9 protein-coding genes are annotated in these 19,412 nt (G+C 70.8%); 4 read left to right on the plus strand and 5 right to left on the minus strand.

All coding sequences use genetic code 11. The features are described 5' to 3' along the window. Positions 1-175: 175 nt before the first annotated feature. Positions 176-2,554, minus strand: coding sequence for an ATP-binding cassette domain-containing protein (locus ACF1B9_RS32615; RefSeq protein ID WP_391746329.1), 2,379 nt, complete (start codon positions 2,552-2,554; stop codon positions 176-178). 158 nt (positions 2,555-2,712) lie between these two features. Here ACF1B9_RS32615 and ACF1B9_RS32620 point away from each other — a divergent pair, with 158 nt between their 5' ends. The 3 genes from ACF1B9_RS32620 to ACF1B9_RS32630 all read left to right on the plus strand — a co-directional run bounded on the left by ACF1B9_RS32620 (position 2,713) and on the right by ACF1B9_RS32630 (position 6,606). Beyond that, entirely contained in the window at positions 2,713-3,486 is a 774-nt protein-coding gene (locus ACF1B9_RS32620; RefSeq protein ID WP_391746330.1) for a TioE family transcriptional regulator, read from the plus strand. A gap of 86 nt (positions 3,487-3,572) precedes the next feature. Beyond that, complete coding sequence (locus tag ACF1B9_RS32625) at positions 3,573-4,757, plus strand: erythromycin esterase family protein (RefSeq protein WP_391746331.1); 1,185 nt, start codon at positions 3,573-3,575, stop codon at positions 4,755-4,757. Positions 4,758-4,845: 88 nt separating this feature from the next. Then, a complete protein-coding gene (locus ACF1B9_RS32630; RefSeq protein WP_391746332.1) occupies positions 4,846-6,606 on the plus strand; it encodes an amino acid adenylation domain-containing protein in 1,761 nt (586 codons plus the stop codon). A gap of 6 nt (positions 6,607-6,612) precedes the next feature. On the opposite strand, the gene ACF1B9_RS32635 is transcribed toward ACF1B9_RS32630, so the two are convergent. Further along, positions 6,613-7,800 (minus strand): cytochrome P450, encoded by a 1,188-nt coding sequence (locus ACF1B9_RS32635; RefSeq protein WP_391746333.1) that lies wholly within the window; start codon positions 7,798-7,800, stop codon positions 6,613-6,615. 187 nt (positions 7,801-7,987) lie between these two features. Here ACF1B9_RS32635 and ACF1B9_RS32640 point away from each other — a divergent pair, with 187 nt between their 5' ends. Then, positions 7,988-8,683: a tryptophan 2,3-dioxygenase family protein gene (locus ACF1B9_RS32640; protein ID WP_391746334.1), complete on the plus strand. Its 696-nt coding sequence runs from the start codon at positions 7,988-7,990 to the stop codon at positions 8,681-8,683. 372 nt (positions 8,684-9,055) lie between these two features. Here the strand turns inward: ACF1B9_RS32640 and ACF1B9_RS32645 are convergent, their stop codons facing one another. The 3 genes from ACF1B9_RS32645 to ACF1B9_RS32655 form a co-directional block, all read right to left on the minus strand. Next, positions 9,056-9,460 (minus strand): winged helix-turn-helix domain-containing protein, encoded by a 405-nt coding sequence (locus ACF1B9_RS32645; protein WP_391746335.1) that lies wholly within the window; start codon positions 9,458-9,460, stop codon positions 9,056-9,058. A 288-nt stretch (positions 9,461-9,748) separates the two neighbouring features. Then, positions 9,749-9,961 (minus strand): MbtH family protein, encoded by a 213-nt coding sequence (locus tag ACF1B9_RS32650; protein WP_391746336.1) that lies wholly within the window; start codon positions 9,959-9,961, stop codon positions 9,749-9,751. Positions 9,962-10,007: 46 nt separating this feature from the next. Further along, positions 10,008-19,412, minus strand: a complete 9,405-nt coding sequence (locus ACF1B9_RS32655; protein ID WP_391746337.1) for an amino acid adenylation domain-containing protein — start codon at positions 19,410-19,412, stop codon at positions 10,008-10,010.

Here is a 19,412-nt window from a genome sequence, read left to right on the forward strand (position 1 = left end):
GACCGGGCGGTGGCCGGACCTCTCATCAGCGTCTCCGACGGCACCTTCCGGGCCCGGTGACACCACCCCCCAGGTCATGTCTTCGACAGGGGGCAACAGTCATGCCGGGCCCGGAGGCCAGCGGTCCCGTTGCAGGACCGCGAAAAAGATAACGGGGCGGGCGGGCCGCGTCGTGTCAGGCGCCGACGTACTGTGCGAGGTGCTCGCCCGTGAGGGTGGGGCGGTCGGCGACGAGCTCGGCGGGCGTGCCCTCGAAGACGATCTTGCCGCCGTCGTGGCCGGCGCCGGGGCCGAGGTCGATGATCCAGTCGGCGTGCGCCATGACCGCCTGGTGGTGCTCCACGACGATGACCGTCTTGCCGGCGTCCACCAACCGGTCGAGCAGGGCGAGCAGTTGCTCGACGTCGGCCAGGTGCAGGCCGCTGGTCGGCTCGTCGAGGATGTAGACGCTGCCCGTTCCGGCCAGGTGACCGGCGAGCTTCAGCCGTTGCCGCTCTCCGCCGGAGAGGGTGGTGAGCGGCTGGCCGAGGCTGAGGTAGCCCAGGCCGACCTCGACGAGCCGGTCGAGGACGGCATACGCGGCCGGCGTCCGCGCCTCACCGCTGCGGAAGAACTCGGCGGCCTCGGCCACCGGCATCGCGAACACCTCGCTGATGTCCCGACCGCCGAGCCGGTACTGGAGCACCGAGGCCTGGAACCGCTTGCCCTCGCACTCCTCGCAGGTGGTGGCGACGCCGGCCATGATCGCCAGGTCGGTGTAGATGACACCGGCGCCCTTGCAAGTCGGGCAGGCGCCCTCGGAATTGGGGCTGAACAGTGCGGGCTTGACCCCGTTGACCTTGGCGAACGTCTTGCGGATCGGTTCGAGCATGCCGGTGTAGGTGGCCGGGTTGCTGCGCCGGGAGCCCTTGATGGGCGACTGGTCCACCGTGACGACGCCGTCGCGGCCCGCTACCGAGCCGTGGATCAGGGAACTCTTGCCGGAGCCCGCGACGCCGGTGAGCACGGTGAGCACGCCGAGCGGGATGTCCACGTCGACGTCGCGCAGGTTGTGGGCGTTCGCGCCGCGCACCTCCAGCACACCGGACCGCTCGCGCACGGACGGCTTCAGTGAGGCCCGGTCGTCCAGGTGCCGTCCGGTGACGGTGCCGCTGGTCCGCAGTCCCTCGACGGTGCCCTCGAAGACGACTTCGCCGCCCTTGGTGCCGGCGTGCGGTCCCAGGTCGACGACGTGGTCGGCGATCAGGATCGTCTCCGGCTTGTGCTCCACGACCAGCACGGTGTTGCCCTTGTCGCGCAGTCGCAGCAGCAGGTCGTTCATCCGCTGGATGTCGTGCGGGTGCAGGCCGACGGTGGGCTCGTCGAAGACGTAGGTGACGTCGGTGAGCGCGGAGCCCAGGTGGCGGACCATCTTGACGCGCTGGGCCTCACCGCCCGAGAGCGTGCTCGATGACCGGTCGAGCGAGAGGTAGCCCAGGCCGATCTGGACGAACGAGTCGAGGGTCTGGCCGAGCACGGTGAGCAGTGTCGTGACCGAAGGGTCGGTCAGACCGCGGGCCCAGGCCGCGAGGTCGCTGATCTGCATGGCGCAGGCGTCGGCGATGCTGAGGCCGTCGATCTTCGCGGACCGGGCGGTCTCGCTGAGCCTGGTGCCGTGGCACTCGGGGCAGACGGAGAACGCCACCGCCCGTTCCACGAAGGCACGGATGTGCGGCTGGAGCGTCTCCTTGTCCTTGGACAGGAACGACTTGCGCACCCGCGCGAGGAGGCCCTCGTAGGTGGTGTTGACGCCCTTCACCTTGACCTTGACCGGGTCCCGGTGCAGGAAGTCGTACCTCTCCTGCTCGGTGTAGTCGCGGATCGCCTTGTGCGGGTCGAGGAAGCCCGACTCGGTGAACGACTGCACCACCCAGCCGTCGGGCTTCCAGCCGGGGACCGTGACCGCGCCGTCCGCGAGCGACTTGGAGTCGTCGAGGAGCTGGGCGGGATCGATGTCCGAGACGGTGCCCATGCCCTCGCAGCGCAGGCACATGCCGCCGACGACGCTGAAGCCCTTCTCGATCTTCTTGCCGTTCACCACGAGGACACCCGAGGCGTCGGCCGAGGCGACGTTGAAGGCGAACGCCTTCTGCGACCCGATGTGCGGCTTGGCGAGCCGGCTGAAGAGGATGCGCAGCAGTGTGCCCGCGTCGGTGGCGGTGCCGACCGTGGAGCGGAGACTGCTGCCCATCGGCTGCTGGTCGACGAGGATCGCGGTGGTCAGCCCGTCGAGCACATCGACCTCGGGCCGCGCCAGGGTGGGCATGAAGCCCTGGATGAAGGCGCTGTACGTCTCGTTGATCAGCCGTTGCGACTCCGCGGCGATCGTGTCGAACACCAACGAGCTCTTGCCCGAGCCGGAGACCCCGGTGAACACGGTCAGCCGCCGTTTGGGGATCTCCACATGCACGTTCTTGAGGTTGTTCTCACGAGCCCCGTGCACACGGATCAGATCGTGGCTGTCGGCGGCACACAGCCCAGGAGGCTGAGTGTCCGTCTCCTGGCCAGCGGCCATGTTGTCCCTCCCGTTTGTCGGACGCGGCATGCCTTCGTCAGGTGACGTGGTGACGAGTTCCTGAACGTCCCGGTTCATGGGACTCAAGCGTATACCTGCAAAGTCCGTTGAGACTTTTGGAGGAGCTAAGCGGATTCCTTGGGATAAAGTCTCAAACCGTGAAGCACCTGCGTCCGTTCGACCTGGCCCGTGAGCACGGCATCTCCACCCAGGCGGTCCGCAACTACGAGCGGGACGGGTTCATCCCGCTCGCCCAGCGCACCCCGTCCGGCTACCGCACCTACACCGAGACCCACGCGGCGGCCCTGCGCGCCTATCTGGCGCTCGTCCAGGCGTACGGGTACGCCACGGGCGGAGAGATCATGCGGTCGCTCAACACCGGCGACCTCGACGCCGCGCTGACGGCCGTCGACCGCGGCCACGCCCAACTGCTCCGCGACCGAGCCACGCTGGACGCGGTGGGACGGGCGGTGGAGCACCTCACCTCCGCCCCCGGCCTCGCCGAGCACACGTCCGCCGGCAGCGAGCCGCTGAGCATCGGCGAACTCGCGCGCCGTCTGGCGGTGACCGCGGGGACCCTGCGGAACTGGGAAGCGGTGGGCATCCTGACCCCGGCGCGCGAGCCGGTCACCGGCCACCGCTCGTTCGACGCCACGGACGTACGCGACGCCGAGCTGACCCATCTCCTGCGGCGCGGGGGCTACCCGTTGGAGCACATCCGCACGGTGGTCCGGCAGATCCGCACGGCCGGCGGCACCGAGGCGCTGTCCGCCGCCCTCGACGACTGGCGGCGACGGCTCACAGCACGCGGCGTATCCATGCTCGGCGCGGCGTCCCAGCTCGGCGGGTACGTGGCCCTTTTGGGCGTCCCAGCCGGACCGCCGGCCACCACGGAACCGGCTCCCGCGCCGGGGCCCCCTCCGACGGTTTGAGACCTCGCTGCCCGGTGGGTCCGACCGCTGCACCGGCGGCATCGCTGTAAGCCTCAACGGGTCTTTCAATGATTCGATTGACAGACATGAGCAAGGACTTTCACGACCTTCCCGTGTCCTCGTGCGCTGTGCTGGCGCTCGGCGAACCCACCCACCGGGAGCCCGCCTTCGGGTGGGTGCGCAACGAACTGTTCGCCCGACTGGCCGAAAACGGCTTCCGCTCGATCGCCCTGGAGACCGACCGCGTGGCCGCGCTGCGCGTCGACGACTTCGTCAAGGGCGGCGACGGGGATCTCGACGAGGTGGCGAGCGAGGGCTTCTCCCACGACTTCGGGAACCTGGAGACCAACCGGTGCCTCGTCGCCTGGATGCGCGACCACAACGCGAGCCGGCCGCCGGAGGAGCGGCTGAGCTTTCACGGCTTCGACGTCCCTACGGAGACGACGAGTGCCCCCAGCCCGCGGCGCTGTCTCGAATTCGCCCGGGACTATCTGCGGCTCGACCTCGACCTCGCCGGGCTGCTGGGCGCGGACGAGCAGTGGAGCCGTGCGGAGGCGGTGATGGACCCGGCCATGTCGGTCGGCGCCACGCCCGAGGCCGAGCGGCTGTGGTCCCTCGCCGACGACATGCTCACCCTGCTCCACTCCAACGCCGCCGAGCGGATCGCGCAGACCTCGCGCGCGGAGTGGCTCCGGGCCAGGGCACACCTCACCGCCGGCCTCGGTCTGCTGCGCTACCACCGGCAGGCGGCCCAGCGCCTGGAGAACAACGACCGGCTGTCCCGGCTGTTCGCCACCCGGGACGCGCTCATGGCACAGAACCTCCTCGACATCCGCAGCGTCGAGGGCCGCCGGGGCGCGACGCTGGTCTTCGCCCACAATGTGCACCTCCAGCGGACCCCGAGCACCTGGAGCCTGGGAGACCTGTCCGTCAACTGGCCCGGGGCCGGCACCGTCGTGGCACCGCTGCTGGGCGAGCAGTACGTCTTCATCGTCGGCAGCCTGGGGCGCAGCGAGGCCGTCGGGCTGAGCGATCCCGAGCCGGGCACCTACGAGAGCCGCCTGCAGGACCGCGTCACCGATTGGGCCATGGCCCCCACCGGCGAGGTCGCCGCCGCCCGGACCCGGACGGACACCACCCCGCAGCAGGGCTACTTCCCGCTCGACCGGGCCACGCTGGACACCGCCGACGCGGTCCTGCACGTCAGCGACGGCGCCGCCGTCAGCCGGGACCTTCTGCGCGTACCCGCCGGTGCTGGGAGCGGGTACTGACAGAGTCGGGAAGGATTCGCCGGGCTCCCCGGTCGCCGGAGATTAGATTCGCCGTCGATCAGGGAGCCCCCGAAGGAGCTGACCGCGCTTGAACACGGTTCCGGCACTGTTCGAGTCAACCGTCGCCAGACGGGGCGGAGAACCCGCCCTCATCGACAGGGAGAGCACCCTCGGTTACGCGGAGCTGAACACCCGGATCAACCGGCTCGCCCGCAGGCTCATCGCGCACGGTGTCGGCCCCGACTCGCTCGTCGCGGTCGCGATGCCGAAGTCGAGCGAACTGATCGTGGCGATCATGGCGGTGCTCAAGGCCGGCGGCGCCTACCTCCCGCTCGATCCGGGCTATCCGGCAGAACGCCTGCGGTTCATGCTGGCCGACGCGCGGCCGGTGCTGCTGCTGCGCTCCTCCTCGGTGGCGCCCCTCGGCGCGGGTCCGGAGGAACTCGTCCTTGACGACCCGGCGTTCCGCGCCGCGTGCGCGGCTCTGCCGGGGCACGACGTCGCCCAGCATGAGCGCCGTGCCGTACTGCGCCCCGAGCACCTGATGTACGTCATCTACACCTCGGGGTCGACCGGAACGCCCAAGGGTGTCGCCGTGCCGCACAGCGGTGTGCGCGACATGGCCGCCACCCAGGCGGCCGTCCTGCGCGCGGGCCCGGGCGACCGCGTGCTCCAGTGGGCGTCCATCAGTTTCGACGCCGCCTTCTGGGACGTGTCCCTGGCGCTGCTGTCCGGGGCGGCACTCGTGATGGTGCCCGCCGACGACCTGCTGCCGGGCCATCCGCTGTGGAACACCTTGTTCAAGTACGGCATCACGCACGCGGTACTGCCCCCGGTGGCGCTCAGCGAGACTGACGCCGAGGACATTCTGCTCGGCGGGACTGTCATGTCCACGGGAGACAGCTGTACGCCGACGCTGGTGCGCAAGTGGTCGCGGGCACGGCGGATGTTCAATGGTTACGGCCCGACCGAGGTGACCGTCGGGGCGACGATCGGCGGGCCGGTGCGCGACGCCGGTGACATCGGGATCGGCATGCCGTGGATCGGCAACGAGGTGCACGTGCTCGACGAGAGCCTGCGCCCGGTGCCGCCCGGCACGGAGGGCGAGCTGTACATCGCGGGCAGCGGACTGGCGCGCGGCTATCTCAACCGGTTCGGGGCGACCGCGGTGAAGTTCGTGGCCGACCCGTTCGGGCCGCCCGGCAGCCGGATGTACCGCACGGGCGACCGGGGCCGCAGGGGGCCGGACGGCGAGCTGTTCTTCGCGGGCCGCGCGGACGGCCAGGTGAAGCTGCGCGGTTTCCGCGTCGAACTCGGTGAGATCGAAACCCGGCTCGCCGCCCACCCGGCGGTGGACGTCGCCGTCGCCGTGGTGCGGGGTGAGCTGGCCGAGGCGCATGTCGTCGGCTACGTCACCACCACGGCGCCGGTCGAGCCGGATGACCTGCGCGCCCATGTCGCCGAGTCGCTGCCCGCGCACATGGTGCCCGCACGGGTCACGGCGCTGGAGCGGTTCCCCACGCTGGCCAACGGCAAGATCGACCGGGGGGCCCTGCCGCAGCCGGACGCGGGGGCGGAGGGGTTCCCGGACGGCGGCCGGGCACCGGACGCCGCCGAGGCGGATGGCTGCGCGGCCGTGGTCTGCGCGATCGTGCGGGACATCCTCGAGGTCCCGGAGGCGAGGCTCTCCGACAACTTCTTCCAGCTCGGCGGGCACTCGGTGCAGGCGACCAGGCTGGCCGCCCGGATCCGGGAGCGGTTCGAGGTCGCGCTGTCGATCCGGACCGTGCTGGAGGCGGCGACGATCGGCGAGCTGGCCGCGGCCGTCGAGAGCCGGTTGTCCGGCTGACGGCCGTCAGCGGAAGGCGACCGGCAGGCTGCCGTAGCCGTTCAGGAAGTTGGAGTAGATCGGTGTGGGCTTGCCGCACACCTCGATCTCGTTGACCGACTCGGTGAGCGCGCTCAGCAGTGCGCGCAGTTCCGTCCGGCCGAGGAACGCGCCGACGCAGAAGTGCGGGCCGTGGCCGAAGGAGAGGTGCTTGTTGGGCGAGCGGGCCGGGTCGAACCGGCGCGGCTGGTCGAACACCTCCTCGTCGTTGTTGGCGGAGGTGTTCCACAGCGTCACGATGTCGCCCGCGCGCACGCGCCGGCCGCCTATCTCCGTGTCCCGGGTCGCGGTGCGGGCGAAGTGCATGGCCGGCGTGGCCCAGCGCAGTACTTCCTCGACCGCCGTGTCGATCGCGGCCGACCCTTCGCGCAGCGCCCGCCACTGAGCGGGGTGCTCGGCGAACGTCTTCACCGCGCAGATCGCGGACACGCGGGAGGACTCGTCGCCGCCGAGCACGAGGCTGTAGCAGTTGAGAGCGACCTCCTCCAGCGTCAGCGGGCGGTCTCCCACCTCCGCCGTCGCGATCATGCTGATGACGTCGTCGCCGGGGTCGCCGCGGCGGTGCCGGGCGAGGTCCATGAAGTATCCGATGATCTCGTTCCGGGCCTCCAGGGAGTCCAGCCTGTCGGACTCGGCGTCGTGCGAGGAGAGGGCCAGCTTGTTCCAGCGCAGCAGCTTCTCGCGGTCCGCCTCCGGAATGGAGAGCAAATCGCAGATCGTGTTCATCGGAATGTGCTCGGCGACCTCCGCCGCGAAGTCGAACTCGCCCTGCCCGGTGACGGTCTTGATGAGCCGTGACGTCCGTTCCCATATCTTCTGTTCGACCGCGCCGAGGACGCGCGGGGAGAAGGCGCGCAGCATCAGGTTGCGCAGTTCGCGGTGGCGGGGCCGGTCGGTGACCGCGAGCATCTTGCCGCCTGCCGAGTCACCGCCGCTCAGAAGGACGTCCAGCACGGTCCCGCGAGCGGAACTCAGGGATCGTACGTCGGCGTAGCAGGACAGCACGTCGGCGTGGCGGGCGACGACCCAGAAGCCGGGGTCCCCCTGGTGCCAGTACACGGGCCGGGACTTCCGCACGTCGCGCCAGAACTCGTATGCGTCGTGCCGTACGAAGGCGGTCGCGTCGGTCAGGTCCAGCTCGGTCGGGATGGTCATGCAGGAAGCGTGCCAACGGCGGCGCCGACGCCGGGTGTTTCTTGCTCAGATATTTCTCCTTGAATGAGAGACGAAAGATTGCTGATCAGCTGGTTCGCTTCCGTGTCACGCTCAGGCATATGGGTCGTTGGCCACGCCGGACCGTCCGGCGCGGCCGGCAGATCACCTTTGACGAGGAGGCGGCGTCTTGAGCAGTCTGACGTATGCGGACTATCTCCGAATGGAGAGTCTGCTTTCGCTCCAGGAGCCGCGGACCCCACACACGGCCGGCCGTGCGGTCGTCCTGGCCGAGCAGTTCTTCATCATCACCCACCAGTCCTGCGAGCTGTGGCTGAAGCAGCTCGGGGCTGATCTGGACGCCACTGCCGAGGCGCTGCTGCCGCCCTGTGACACGCACGATCTGGAGCTCGGGCTCGAATTCCTGCTGCGGTCCGGCGAGTTGATACGGGTGCTCCAGCAGCAGCTTCTGGTGCTGGAGAAACTGTCACTGCGTTACTTCGCCGAGTTCCGGTCCTATCTGGACACGGCGAGCGGCGCGCAGTCCGCGCAGTTCCGGCGGCTGACCACGCTGCTGGGCAACAGCCACCACCAGGGCAGTCTCTACGAGGCGTTCGCGGCGGCGGTCGAGTACCACGGGCAGACCGTGGACGACGTCTGCCGACGTGGCGTGGAGTCCGGCGTGCTGCACCGTCTCGCGGAAGCGCTGGTGGACCTGGGGAACGGGTACTGGCACTGGAAAGTGGCACACCTGGCACTGGTGTCCAAGATGGTCGGGGAGCAGGGCGGAACCGGCGGGTCGAGCGGTGTCGACTTCCTCGCCCGCCGAGTCACCCGGCCCTTCCCGGAACTTCGCCGGCTGCGCGGGAAGGTGCACCACCCATAGCCTTCGGCCGCCGGCCAGGGCGTGTCCACAGCGCCGAGGCGGTCTGCCCGGCTTTCGCGGGCCGCGGTCAGCGATGTCGGAACGGGCCGCATCCCCGTCGGTTCCACCCCGCCCGCGAACCGCCCCCGGCATCGTGCCGGGGGCGGTTCGCGGGCGGGGCATGTCGTCCTGGGCGTCGGGGTGGACGACGGCCGGCTCCTCGGGGCTGGGTCGCGGGTGCCGCCCGCACCGACGGTGATCACGCCGGTGCCTTCACCCACCGTCACGGACTGGGGTGGCGCGATGCGGAACGGGCCACGTGCCGTCCCGTGCGATCACCCCGTGTCATGAGCGTGATCATTGAGGGCTCAAGACCCGCTTTCGCCGCACCGCCTAGTCGGCCTCGGTCTCCAGCGCGTAACCGCGCCCCCAGGCCGTGCGGATGACCAGGTCGGTCGGTAAGAGACGGCGGCGAAGCCGCATGATGTGGAGGTCGAGCGAATTCCTCGTCGGCCTCTGCACGCGTTCCGCCAGCCGTTGAGTGAGTTCATGCCGGTACACCACCTCCCCGAAGTGCTCGATGAGCAGCTCCATCAATTCGGTCTGGACATTCGAGATGGTGATCGAGTGCGGTCCGTAGCTGAGCGTTCCGGCGGAGTCAAGGGTTGGTATCTGCCGGTCGTCGAGCCGGTTCTGGAGAGCCTTGACCCGGGCGTCGAGATCATCCCGGGAGATGGGCGCTCGGACCCAGTCTTCGAACGGATCGGTGCAGACTGGCGGACGGGCACCCGCCTCCACTACGAGGAGACGGGGTACGCCGTCCCTCTTACATCGGTTCCGAAGGTCTATTTGTACCGGCCATCGGACGAACATGACATCGCTGGTTGTGCACCCCACAGCACGCGCCTCCCGGTCGACGCAAAGAGATGGTCACTGTCATCGCCGGCCGACGGCGTTCTTGTGTCGGCCGAGCACGCGTAAAGGGCCGGAGGCCGTGGTGGTCTGGTTCGGTCTCCACGGCCTCGACCCGCAGAGGCGCCGCGCTTCCTCAGGTCAGCATCCGCGACGGCGCCTCACCGCACGGCCTCAGCCGTTCATCGCCTCCCGGAGACTGCGCGGCCGCATGTCGGTCCAGTGCTCCTCCACGTAGGCGACGCTCTCCGCTCTTGCGGCGGGGCCGAAGACGCTGCGCCACCCGGCGGGCACCTCGGCGAATGCCGGCCAGAGGGAGTGCTGGTCCTCGTCGTTGACCAGCACGTGGAACTGGCCGTTCTCGTCGTCGAACGGATTGGTGGTCACCTGTGTCCTCCAGAACTCGTTCCACCAGTTGGGGCTTCGAACAGGATCACTGCGCCGCCCGCAGATACCGGTTGATGGCGCGGCTGATCTCAGCCGCGTTCCGCGGCCAGTACATCTCGTTGTGAGCGCAGGCGATGTCGATGCGCTGCACACGACCGTCGACGTGCTCCTGCCAGAGCACGTCCAGTTCCTCGTCCAGTTCCCGCTTGTCGTGGGTCTCCGGGTCGAGAAGTGCGTTGAAGAAGACGACGTCACCGCGGTACCGCGGTGAGGTGAACCGCCGCATCTGCTCCATCTGTCCGATGAAGATCGAGGAGGCGGTGGTGACCAGCGACGGGTACTCCTCCATCCCCGCCAGGTGTCCCATGTAGTTGGCGAGGTAGCGGCGGACCATGGCCTCGTCCAGCGCTTCCAGGTCGGCGAAGTGGCTGGAGGGCGCGGCGTCCAGCAGCGCCAGTAGTGCCACCTCGTGTCCGCGGCGCTGGAGTTCGGCCGCCATGGCGTGCGCGAGGGTGCCACCGAAGGACCAGCCCAGCAGGTGGTAGGGGCCGTTCGGCTGGACCTGGAGCACCTGCCCGAGATAGTCCTCGACCATCTCCTCGATGGAGCAGGCCGGCGGGGTGGTGCCGTCGAAGCCGCGTGCCTGGATGCCGTACAGCGGCCGGGACGGCTCGACGTGGCGGGCGAATCCCAGGTAGGGCCAGCTCAACCCGCCACCCGGGTGCAGCCACCACAGCGGGGGCCGGTGCCCATCGGTGCGGATCGGCAGCAGGACGGCGAACGGGTCCTCGAAGTCGGCCTCGGCGTCGGCGGACAGCTGTGCCGCCAGTGCGGCTACGGTCGGGTACTGGAATACCGTGCGGATCGGGACGTCCACACCCAGCTTCTCGTGGATCCGCCAGACGAGGCGCGTCAACCGCAGGGAGTGGCCGCCACAGGCGAAGAAGTCGTCGTCGATGCCGATCCGGTCCATGCCCAGCACCTCGGCGAAGAGCGCGGCGAGTTCCTCCTCGCGCGGGGTGCGCGGGGCCCGGTGTTCGCCGCCGACCGGGTCCGGCTCGGGAAGCGCGGCACGGTCCACCTTGCCGTTCTCGGTGAGCGGCAGCCGGTCGAGGACGACGATGTCGGCGGGCATCATGAACTCCGGGAGCCGGCCTGCGAGCCGCTCGCGCAGCAGGGAAGGCAGCCGGGAGACGCGGCGGGAGACCGCGGGCACGTTCGCCAGCCGGGCCGAGCCGGCGCCGGCGGGCCGGTAGAGGCCGTCGCAGCAGACGGCGTCGACGTCGGGCATGACGATCGCTTCGAAGCAGTCACCCGCCTGTGCCGACCAGGTGCAGTACACCGCGAGCCCGCGCCGGGCGCCCCATGCCTCCAGGTCGGCGGGGTCGAGGGTGCCGCCCACTTCGGCGGGGGCGCCCCACTCGGCGGCCTCGCCGGCCAGGCGGGTGTTGGGGATACGGGTCAGGCGCAGCCGGCCGCCCTGGCGGGCCAGCGCGGTCTCCAGGTCGGCCAGTTCGCGGACCTCCGCTCCCCAGACCTCCTCAGGCAGGTCACCGAGGTGCAATGGCCTCGCGGGCGCCTTGTGCAGCACGACCTCGTAGCGGTGGCGAGTCAGCTCGTTGTGGTGGGTGCCCTGCTTGAGGCGGATGTCGGCGGCAACGGCGTCCGGCCGGGTCTCGGCCCAGCGGGAGAAGAAGCCCGGGTCGACGACGAGTTCCTTCTCGCCGAGCACCGCGCGCTCGACGGCGGCCTGTACGGCGGCCGGGCCGTCGTCGGGCTGCCGGCAGCGGTGGACCGCGGCGGCGAACGTGCGCAGGGTGCGGTAATTGCGGATGTCGCCGATCACGACACGTCCGCCGGGTGCGAGCCGGTCCATCGCGAGGTCGAGCACCCGGGTGAGGTAGTCGGCGTCCGGGAAGTACTGCACGACCGAGTTGAGGATCACCGTGTCGAAGTACCCGGTGGGCAGGCCCTCGGCGTCGTCGGCGGGCTGGCAGCGCAAAGTCACCTTGTCCGACAGCACCGGGTCGGCGCCCGTCCGGGCGCGCAGCCGTTCGACGACGGGGGCCGAGAAGTCGGTGCCCCAGTACTCCTCGGCCTCCGGTGCGAGCGGGCCGAGCAGCAGGCCGGAGCCGACACCGATCTCCAGCACCCGGCGCGCGCGCAGGGACCGTACCCGTCGCAGCACGGCCTCGCGCCAGGCCCGCATCTCGGGGAGCGGGATGGGGCGGCTCGTGTAGGAGCTGTTCCAGCCGGTGAAGTCCTCGGACTCGTCGGTGTCGACCTCCGTCCCGCCGTACATGGTGTCGTAGATCTCGCGCCACTCGCCGACCTGTTCGGCGGCGTCGCGGTCCGTGGACACGGAGCCGTCGGGCACCACGTAGGCGGCCATGCGGCGTTCGCCGAGCCGGTCCTGACGCACGGTGACCACCGCGTTCGCCACGCCGTCCTCTTCGCGCAGGACCGTTTCCAGCTCACCAGGCTCGACGCGGAAGCCGCGCAGCTTGATCTGCTCGTCGCTGCGGCTGATGTACTGAAGGCAGCCGGCGGTGTTCCAGCGCACCAGGTCGCCGGTGCGGTACATCCGCGCCCCGGACTGTCCGGACGGGTCGGGCACGAACCGGGTGGCGGTCAGGCCCGGCCGGCCCGCGTAACCGCGCGCCACGCCGTCGCCGCCGATGTACAGCTCGCCCACCACGCCGGGCGGCACCGGCAGCAGCCGGTCGTCCAGGACGAGGAGCCGGCTGCCGTCCATCGGGCTGCCGATGGGCAGCGGGTCGGTGCACTCCGCCGCAGAGGCCACCCGGTGCCGGGAGGCGAACGTGGTGGTCTCGGTCGGGCCGTACCCGTTGACCACGGTGACGCCGGGACAGGCGTCGAGCACCGCGCGGACGGCGGTCGGCGAGAGGACGTCGCCGCCCGCCCACACCTCCTGGACGGCGCCGAAGCACTCGGCGTGCTGTTCGGCCATCACGGCGAACAGTCCGGCGGTCAGCCACAGCCCCGTCACCTCCCGCTCAGTGATCACCCGGGCGAGTTCCGCGGTGTCCGGCCGGCCGGCGCGAGCCACCACGGCCATGCCGCCGCCGAGCAGCGGCACCCACATCTCGTACGTCGACGCGTCGAAGGTGTGCGGCGAGTGGAGGAGGACGCGGTGGTGGGCGCCGGTGCCGAAGCAGCCGTCGAGCGCGAGGTCGACGACGTTCCGGTGGGTCACCTCCACGCCCTTGGGTCGGCCGGTGGAACCCGAGGTGTACATCACGTAGGCGACAGCGTGCTCGCCGACGCCCTCCGCCTCGGGCGGCGAGTCGGGCAGCCCGTCGAGATCCTCCTCGGCGAGGTCCTCGTACACGGTGACGGCCGGGGCGAGGTCCGCGAGCAGGTAGTCGATGCGCTCGGGCGGGTAGGTGGGGTCGACCGGCACGTAGGCGGCGCCGGTCTTGAGGACGCCGAGGACGGCGGCGACCAGCAGCGGCGAGCGTTCCAGCACGAGCGCGACGCGGCTGTCCGGGCGGGCGCCGCGGGCCCGGAAGTGGTGGGCGAGGCGGTTGGCCCAGCGGTCCAGTTCGGCGTAGGTCCAGGCGAGCGTGCCGTCCGCGGAGACCAGCGCGGTCGCGTCCGGGGTCGCCGCGGCCGTGGCGGCGAACCGCTCGGGAAGGGTGCCGGCGTCGAACCGGGCGTCCCGGCCTCCGCCGCCCCAGCCGCTGAGCGCGGCGCGCTCGTGCTCGGCCAGGACGCCCACGGATCCGATGGGCGTCCCCGGCGCGGCGACCACCTGGCGCAGGAAGTGCAGCCAGCGGTCGAGCAGCGTGCTGACCGTCCCGGCGTCGAACAGCTCGGTGGCGTACTCCGCGAAGCCCTCGATACGGGCCGGCGCGCCGTCCTCGTCCTGTTCGGTGACGCTGATGAACAGGTCGAAGCGGGAGGTGCCCGGGGAGAACGGCTCCTCGGTCACGGTCAGGCCCGCCAGGTGGAACTCCGGCCGCGCGTTGTTCTGGAGCGCCAGGCACACCTGGAACAGCGGGTGGTGGGCGGGCGAGCGGACCGGGTTGAGCTTCTCGACCAGGTGCTCGAAGGGGATGTCCTGGTGGTCGTAGGCGGCGAGGCTGCTCTCGCGGACCCGGCCGACGAGCTCGGCGAAGGAGGGGTCGCCCGAGGTGTCCGCGCGCAACACCCACGTGTTGACGAAGAAGCCGACCAACCGGTTGAGCGCTTCGTCGGTGCGTCCGGCGATGGGCGAGCCGATCGACACGTCCGTGCCCGCGCCGAGCCTGGTGAGCAGCGCGGCAAGGGCCGCCTGGAGCACCATCGACACCGTGGCACCGGTCTCCCGGGCCAGCCTGCGCACGCCATCGGTGAGCTGCGGGTCGAGTGCGAGCGGCACCAGGTCGCCGGCGTACGACGCCGCGGCGGGCCGGGGCCGGTCTGCGGGCGGCGAGACGGTCTCGGGCAGGCCGGCCAGCTGGGTGGTCCAGTAGTCCAGCTGCCGCCGGTAGAGGCTGCCCGGGGTGTCGGTGTCGCCCAGCAGTTCCCGCTGCCAGAGGGTGTAGTCGGCGTACTGCACGGGAAGCGGTTCCCACTCGGGCGCCCGGCCTGCGCGGCGGGCCTCGTACGCGGTGGTGAGGTCCTGGGCCAGCGGGAGGGCGGACCAGCCGTCGGCGGCGATGTGGTGTGCGCCGATCAGGAACACCGCCTCGCGCTCACCGGTCCGCAGCAGCCAGGAGCGGATGGGGATCTCGGCCGCCAGGTCGAACGGGCGGCGCGCCGCCGCCCGCAGGGCGCCGGGCAGCTCGGCCTCGGTGATCTCGCGCTCCTCCCACGGGACCTCGACCACGGCCGGTTCCAGGATGCGCTGGTACGGCTGGCCGTCCGCCTCGCCGAAGACGGTGCGCAGCGATTCGTGCCGCACGACGACGTCGTGCACGGCGCGGCGCAGGGCCGCCGCGTCGAGTTCGCCGCGCATGCGCAGAGCCAGCGTGACGTTGTAGGTCGCCGAGGGTCCCTCGAAGCGGTGGATGAACCACAGCCGCTGCTGGGCGTACGACAGCGGCAGCCGTTCGGGCCGGACCTGGGGACGGAGCGGCGGGCGGACGTTGCTCAGGGTGTTCAGGTGGGCCGCCAGTTCGGCGACGGTGGGCGACTGGAAGACGACCCGGATGGGGATCTCCACACCGTGCTCGGCACGGATACGGCTGACCAGCCGGGTGGCCAGGAGCGAGTGGCCGCCGACGGTGAAGAAGTTGTCGTCCACGCCGACCTGGTCGAGTCCGAGTACCGCGGCGAACAGCGCGCACAGCGACTCCTCCTCCGGGGTGGAGGGGGCCCGGCCGCCGCCGACCGCGTAGTCGGGCACGGGCAGGGCGCGCCGGTCGGGCTTGCCGTTGTCGGTCAGCGGCACGGCGGCGATGGGCACGATGGCGGCCGGGACCATGTACTCGGGCAAGGTCTCCCGCAGATGGCCGCGCAGGGCGGGCAGCAGCGCCGTGACGGCGGCGGCGGCCGCGGGGTCGTTCGCCGGGGTGCGTCCGTCGGTGGCCGGCAGGTACGTGCCGGTGAGGGTGGTGCCGGCGGCCGGGCCGTCGCGCAGCACGATCACGTCGAGCAGGTCGACCGCGTCGGCCGACCAGGTCGGCACCGCGTCCCAGCCGTGCCGGGCGGCCCAGGCGCGGATCTCGGCGGGGTCGAGCGGGGGCAGTTCGGGCGCCGCGGAGTCGTCGAAGCCGAGGGCGCGGGCCGCCGCGGCCTCCTCGGTGAGGCGGGCGTTCGGGATTCCGGTGATCCGCACCGCTGGCTCGGACCGGTCACGTAACCGGTCGGCGAGCCGGCCGAGGTCGCCCTCCCAGGTCAGGGTGGGGACGACGTCGAGCCGTCGCGGGGCGTCCGCCGGTGCCGTGTCCGGCTTGTGCAGCACGACCTCGTAGCGGTGCCGGGTCAGCTCGTTGTGGTGGATGCCGTTCTTGGCGCGGATGTCGGCACCGGTCGCCCCGGCCCGGTCCGCCCAGCGCAGGAACCACTCGGGGTCGACCACCAGTTCCTTCTCCAGCAGGACGGCCTGGTCGACCGTGGTGCGCAGTACGGCCGGTGCCGCATCGGGGTGCTTCGTCCGCCGGACGCCCGTCTGGAGCGTGCGCAGGGAGGACGCCCGCCGGATGTCGCCGAGGACGATCCGGCCGCCCGGCGCGAGCAGTTCCCAGGCGCCGTCCAGGACCCGGGCGAGGTAGCGCTCGTCGGGGAAGTACTGCACGACCGAGTTGAGCACCACGGTGTCGAATGTGCCTCGGGGCAGTCCGGTGAGGTCGTCGGCGGCCTGGCGCCGCAGCCGGACCCGGTCGGCCAGGCCGGCCCGGGTCACCTGGTCGCCGAGCCGGTCGATCACGGCCTGGGAGAAGTCGGTGGCCCAGTACTCCTCCACCCGGCCGGCGGTGTGCGCGAGCAGGAGTCCGGTGCCGACGCCGAGTTCGAGGACGCGCTCGGGCGACCAGCACAGGACGCGTTCCACGGCGGCGTCGCGCCAGTCCCGCATCTCGTCGAGCGGGATCGGCTCGCCGGTGAAGGAGCTGTTCCAGCCGGTGAAGTCCTCACCGAATCCGTGTCCGTTGTCGTGGGAGTAGGCCTGGTCGTAGACCTCCTGCCACTCCCCCACCTGTTCGTCGGCGTCGCCGTCGGGCCGCAGGGCGCCGGTGTCCGGGACGACGTAGGCGACCAGCCGCAGGTCACCGGGCCGGTCCTCGCGGGCGGTGACGATGGCCTGGCGGACGGCCGGATGCCAGACCAGGGTGTGTTCGATCTCGCCGGGCTCGACGCGGAATCCGCGCAGCTTGACCTGGTTGTCGGCGCGGCCGAGGAAGCAGATGTTGCCGTCCGGGAAGAAACTGGCGCGGTCGCCGGTGCGGTACAGCCTGTCGCCCTCACGCGCGCTGAACGGGTCGCGGACGAAACGTTCCGCGGTCAGCTCGGGCCGGTTGACGTAGCCGACGCAGAGGCAGTCCCCGCCGATGTACAGGTCGCCCTCGACGCCCACGGGGCACGGCTCCATGTTCTCGTCGAGCACGTAGTAGCGGGCGTTGTCGATCGGACGGCCGTACGGAATGCTGCGCCAGGCCGGGTCGATCTCCCGGACCCGGAAGTAGTTTGACCACACCGTCGCCTCGGTGGCACCGCCGAGGCTGACGATCTCCGCGCCGGTGAACACCCGGCGGACCTCGTCGGGCAGCGACAGCGGGGTGTAGTCGCCGGAGAGGAACACCAGGCGCAGGTCGTCGGTGCCCTCGTACCCGCCGTCCTCCGTGAGCAAGGAGGCGACCTGGTTGAGGGTGGTGGGCACCGAGTCCCAGAAGGTGATCGGTTCCGTGAGCAGGACGTCCAGGAGCAGCTGGGGGTCGCGCTGCTGGACGGCGTCCGCGATGTAGACGCCGCCGCCGCAGCCGAGCAGGCCGAAGACGTCGAAGACGGAGAGGTCGAAGCCGAGCGAGGTGACGCACAGGGCGACGTCGTCGGGGCCGAACGCGAAAGTGCGGTAGCACCAGTCGAGCAGGTTGTGCACCGGGCGGTGGGTGACCGCGACGCCCTTCGGCTTCCCGGTGCTGCCGGAGGTGAAGATGATGTACGCCGTGTTGTCCGGGCCCGCGGCCGGTTCCGGATCGTGGTCGGGGCCGGGCGACCGGGCGTCGGTGAGCTCGACGAGGCGGACGCCGTCCGGCAGGGCCCAGCGTTCGGTGTCCGGTGTGGACAGCACGAGGGAGCACCCGGCGTCGGCGAGCATGCCGGCCACGCGGTCGGCGGGCAGCGCCGGTTCGAGCGGCAGATAGGCGCCGCCCGCCTTGAGCACGCCCAGGACGGCGGCGATCATGACCGGGCCGCGGGGGACGCCGACGCCGACGACGGTCTCCGGGCCGACGCCGCGTTCCTTGAGGTCCCAGGCGACGCGGTTCGCCCACCGGTTCAGCTCGCCGTACGTCATGGTGCCGCCGGCCCAGCGCAGGGCGGTGGCGTCCGGGCGGCGTGCGGCCTGCTCCTCGAAGAGCAGGTGGACCGGTCCCGGACAGTGGACCGGGCGGGCGGTGTCGTTCCACTCGACGAGGATCTTCCGGCGTTCGGCGGCGTCGAGAGTGCCGCCGGACCGGCCGGGCCCGGCCTCGCCCGCTGCGCCGACGGGGGTCCTCGGGTCGGCCACGACCTCCTCGACGACGGCCACGAACCGTGCCGCGATCTCCTCCACCGTGGAGCGGTCGAAGAGGTCGGTGGTGTACTCGATCTCACCGACGACGGAGCCGGTGGACTCGTCCGGCGCCAGGTTGAAGAACAGGTCGAACTTCGCGCTGCCGGTGGGCAGCGGTTCCATCGTCACGGTGAGACCCGGCAGGTCCAAGTGCGGTGGGGTGTTGTTCTGCCACGCCAGCACGACCTGGAACAGGGGGTGATGCGCCGTCGACCGTTCCGGCCGCAACAGCTCTACGAGCCGCTCGAACGGCACGTCCTGATGATCATAGGCGGCAAGCGCCTTCTTCCGTACCTGTTCCAGCACCCACTCGAAAGGCTGGTCCGCGGTCACCTGCACGCGCAGCGTCCAGGTATTGACGAAGAACCCCACGAGTTCATTCAGTGCCTCCTCCGTACGGCCCGCGATCGGCGAGCCGACGGTCACATCCTTGCCTCCTCCCAGCCCATGCAGCAACGTCACCAAGGCGGCCTGGAGCACGATCGACGTCGTGACGCCATGGGTTTGCGCCAACTTTTCTACCCCGGCGCGCAGTTCGGCGGGCAACCCGACCGGAACCGATCCGCCCCGGAAACTCGCCACCTCGGGACGAGGCCGGTCCAAGGGCAGAGGGAGAGGCTTGGACACACCAGCCAGTTCCTCGCGCCAATAGGCGCTCTGCACCGCGACAACGCTGTCCGGATCCTTTTCGTCGCCCAGCATTTCGTGCTGCCACAGCGCGTAGTCCGAGTACTGCACGGGGAGTTCGGACCAGTCCGGTGCCGTGCCGGTCACCCGGGCCCGGTAGGCCGTCGACACGTCACGTGCCAGCGGGGCCAGCGAGCCGCCATCGCCGGCGATGTGGTGGATCAGCAGGACGACCTGGAATTCCTCGTCGCCGCTCTGGAGGACGCAGCCGCGCAGCGGCACGTCCGTCGACAGGTCGATCCAGCTGCCGCTCACCGACGCCACCACGCCCGGTATCCGTTCGGGGGCCACCCGGCCCCAGTCCTGCCAGGGCAGTTCGATCTCGTCAGGATCGAGAACACGCTGGTACGGCTGGCCGTCGGTCTCCGCGAAGACGGTACGCAGGACCTCGTGGCGGATCATCACATCACGGAAAGCCGCCCGCAGCGCGACCGTGTCGAGCGGGCCGTGGCAACGCAGGAGCAGCGGGATGTTGTAGGTGGAGGAAGGGCCTTCGAAGCGGTTGATGAACCACATTCGCCGCTGCGCGTACGACAGGGGGGTCAT

The sequence above is a fragment of the Streptomyces sp. NPDC014727 genome (genome assembly GCF_043083485.1).
Classification (GTDB): domain Bacteria; phylum Actinomycetota; class Actinomycetes; order Streptomycetales; family Streptomycetaceae; genus Streptomyces.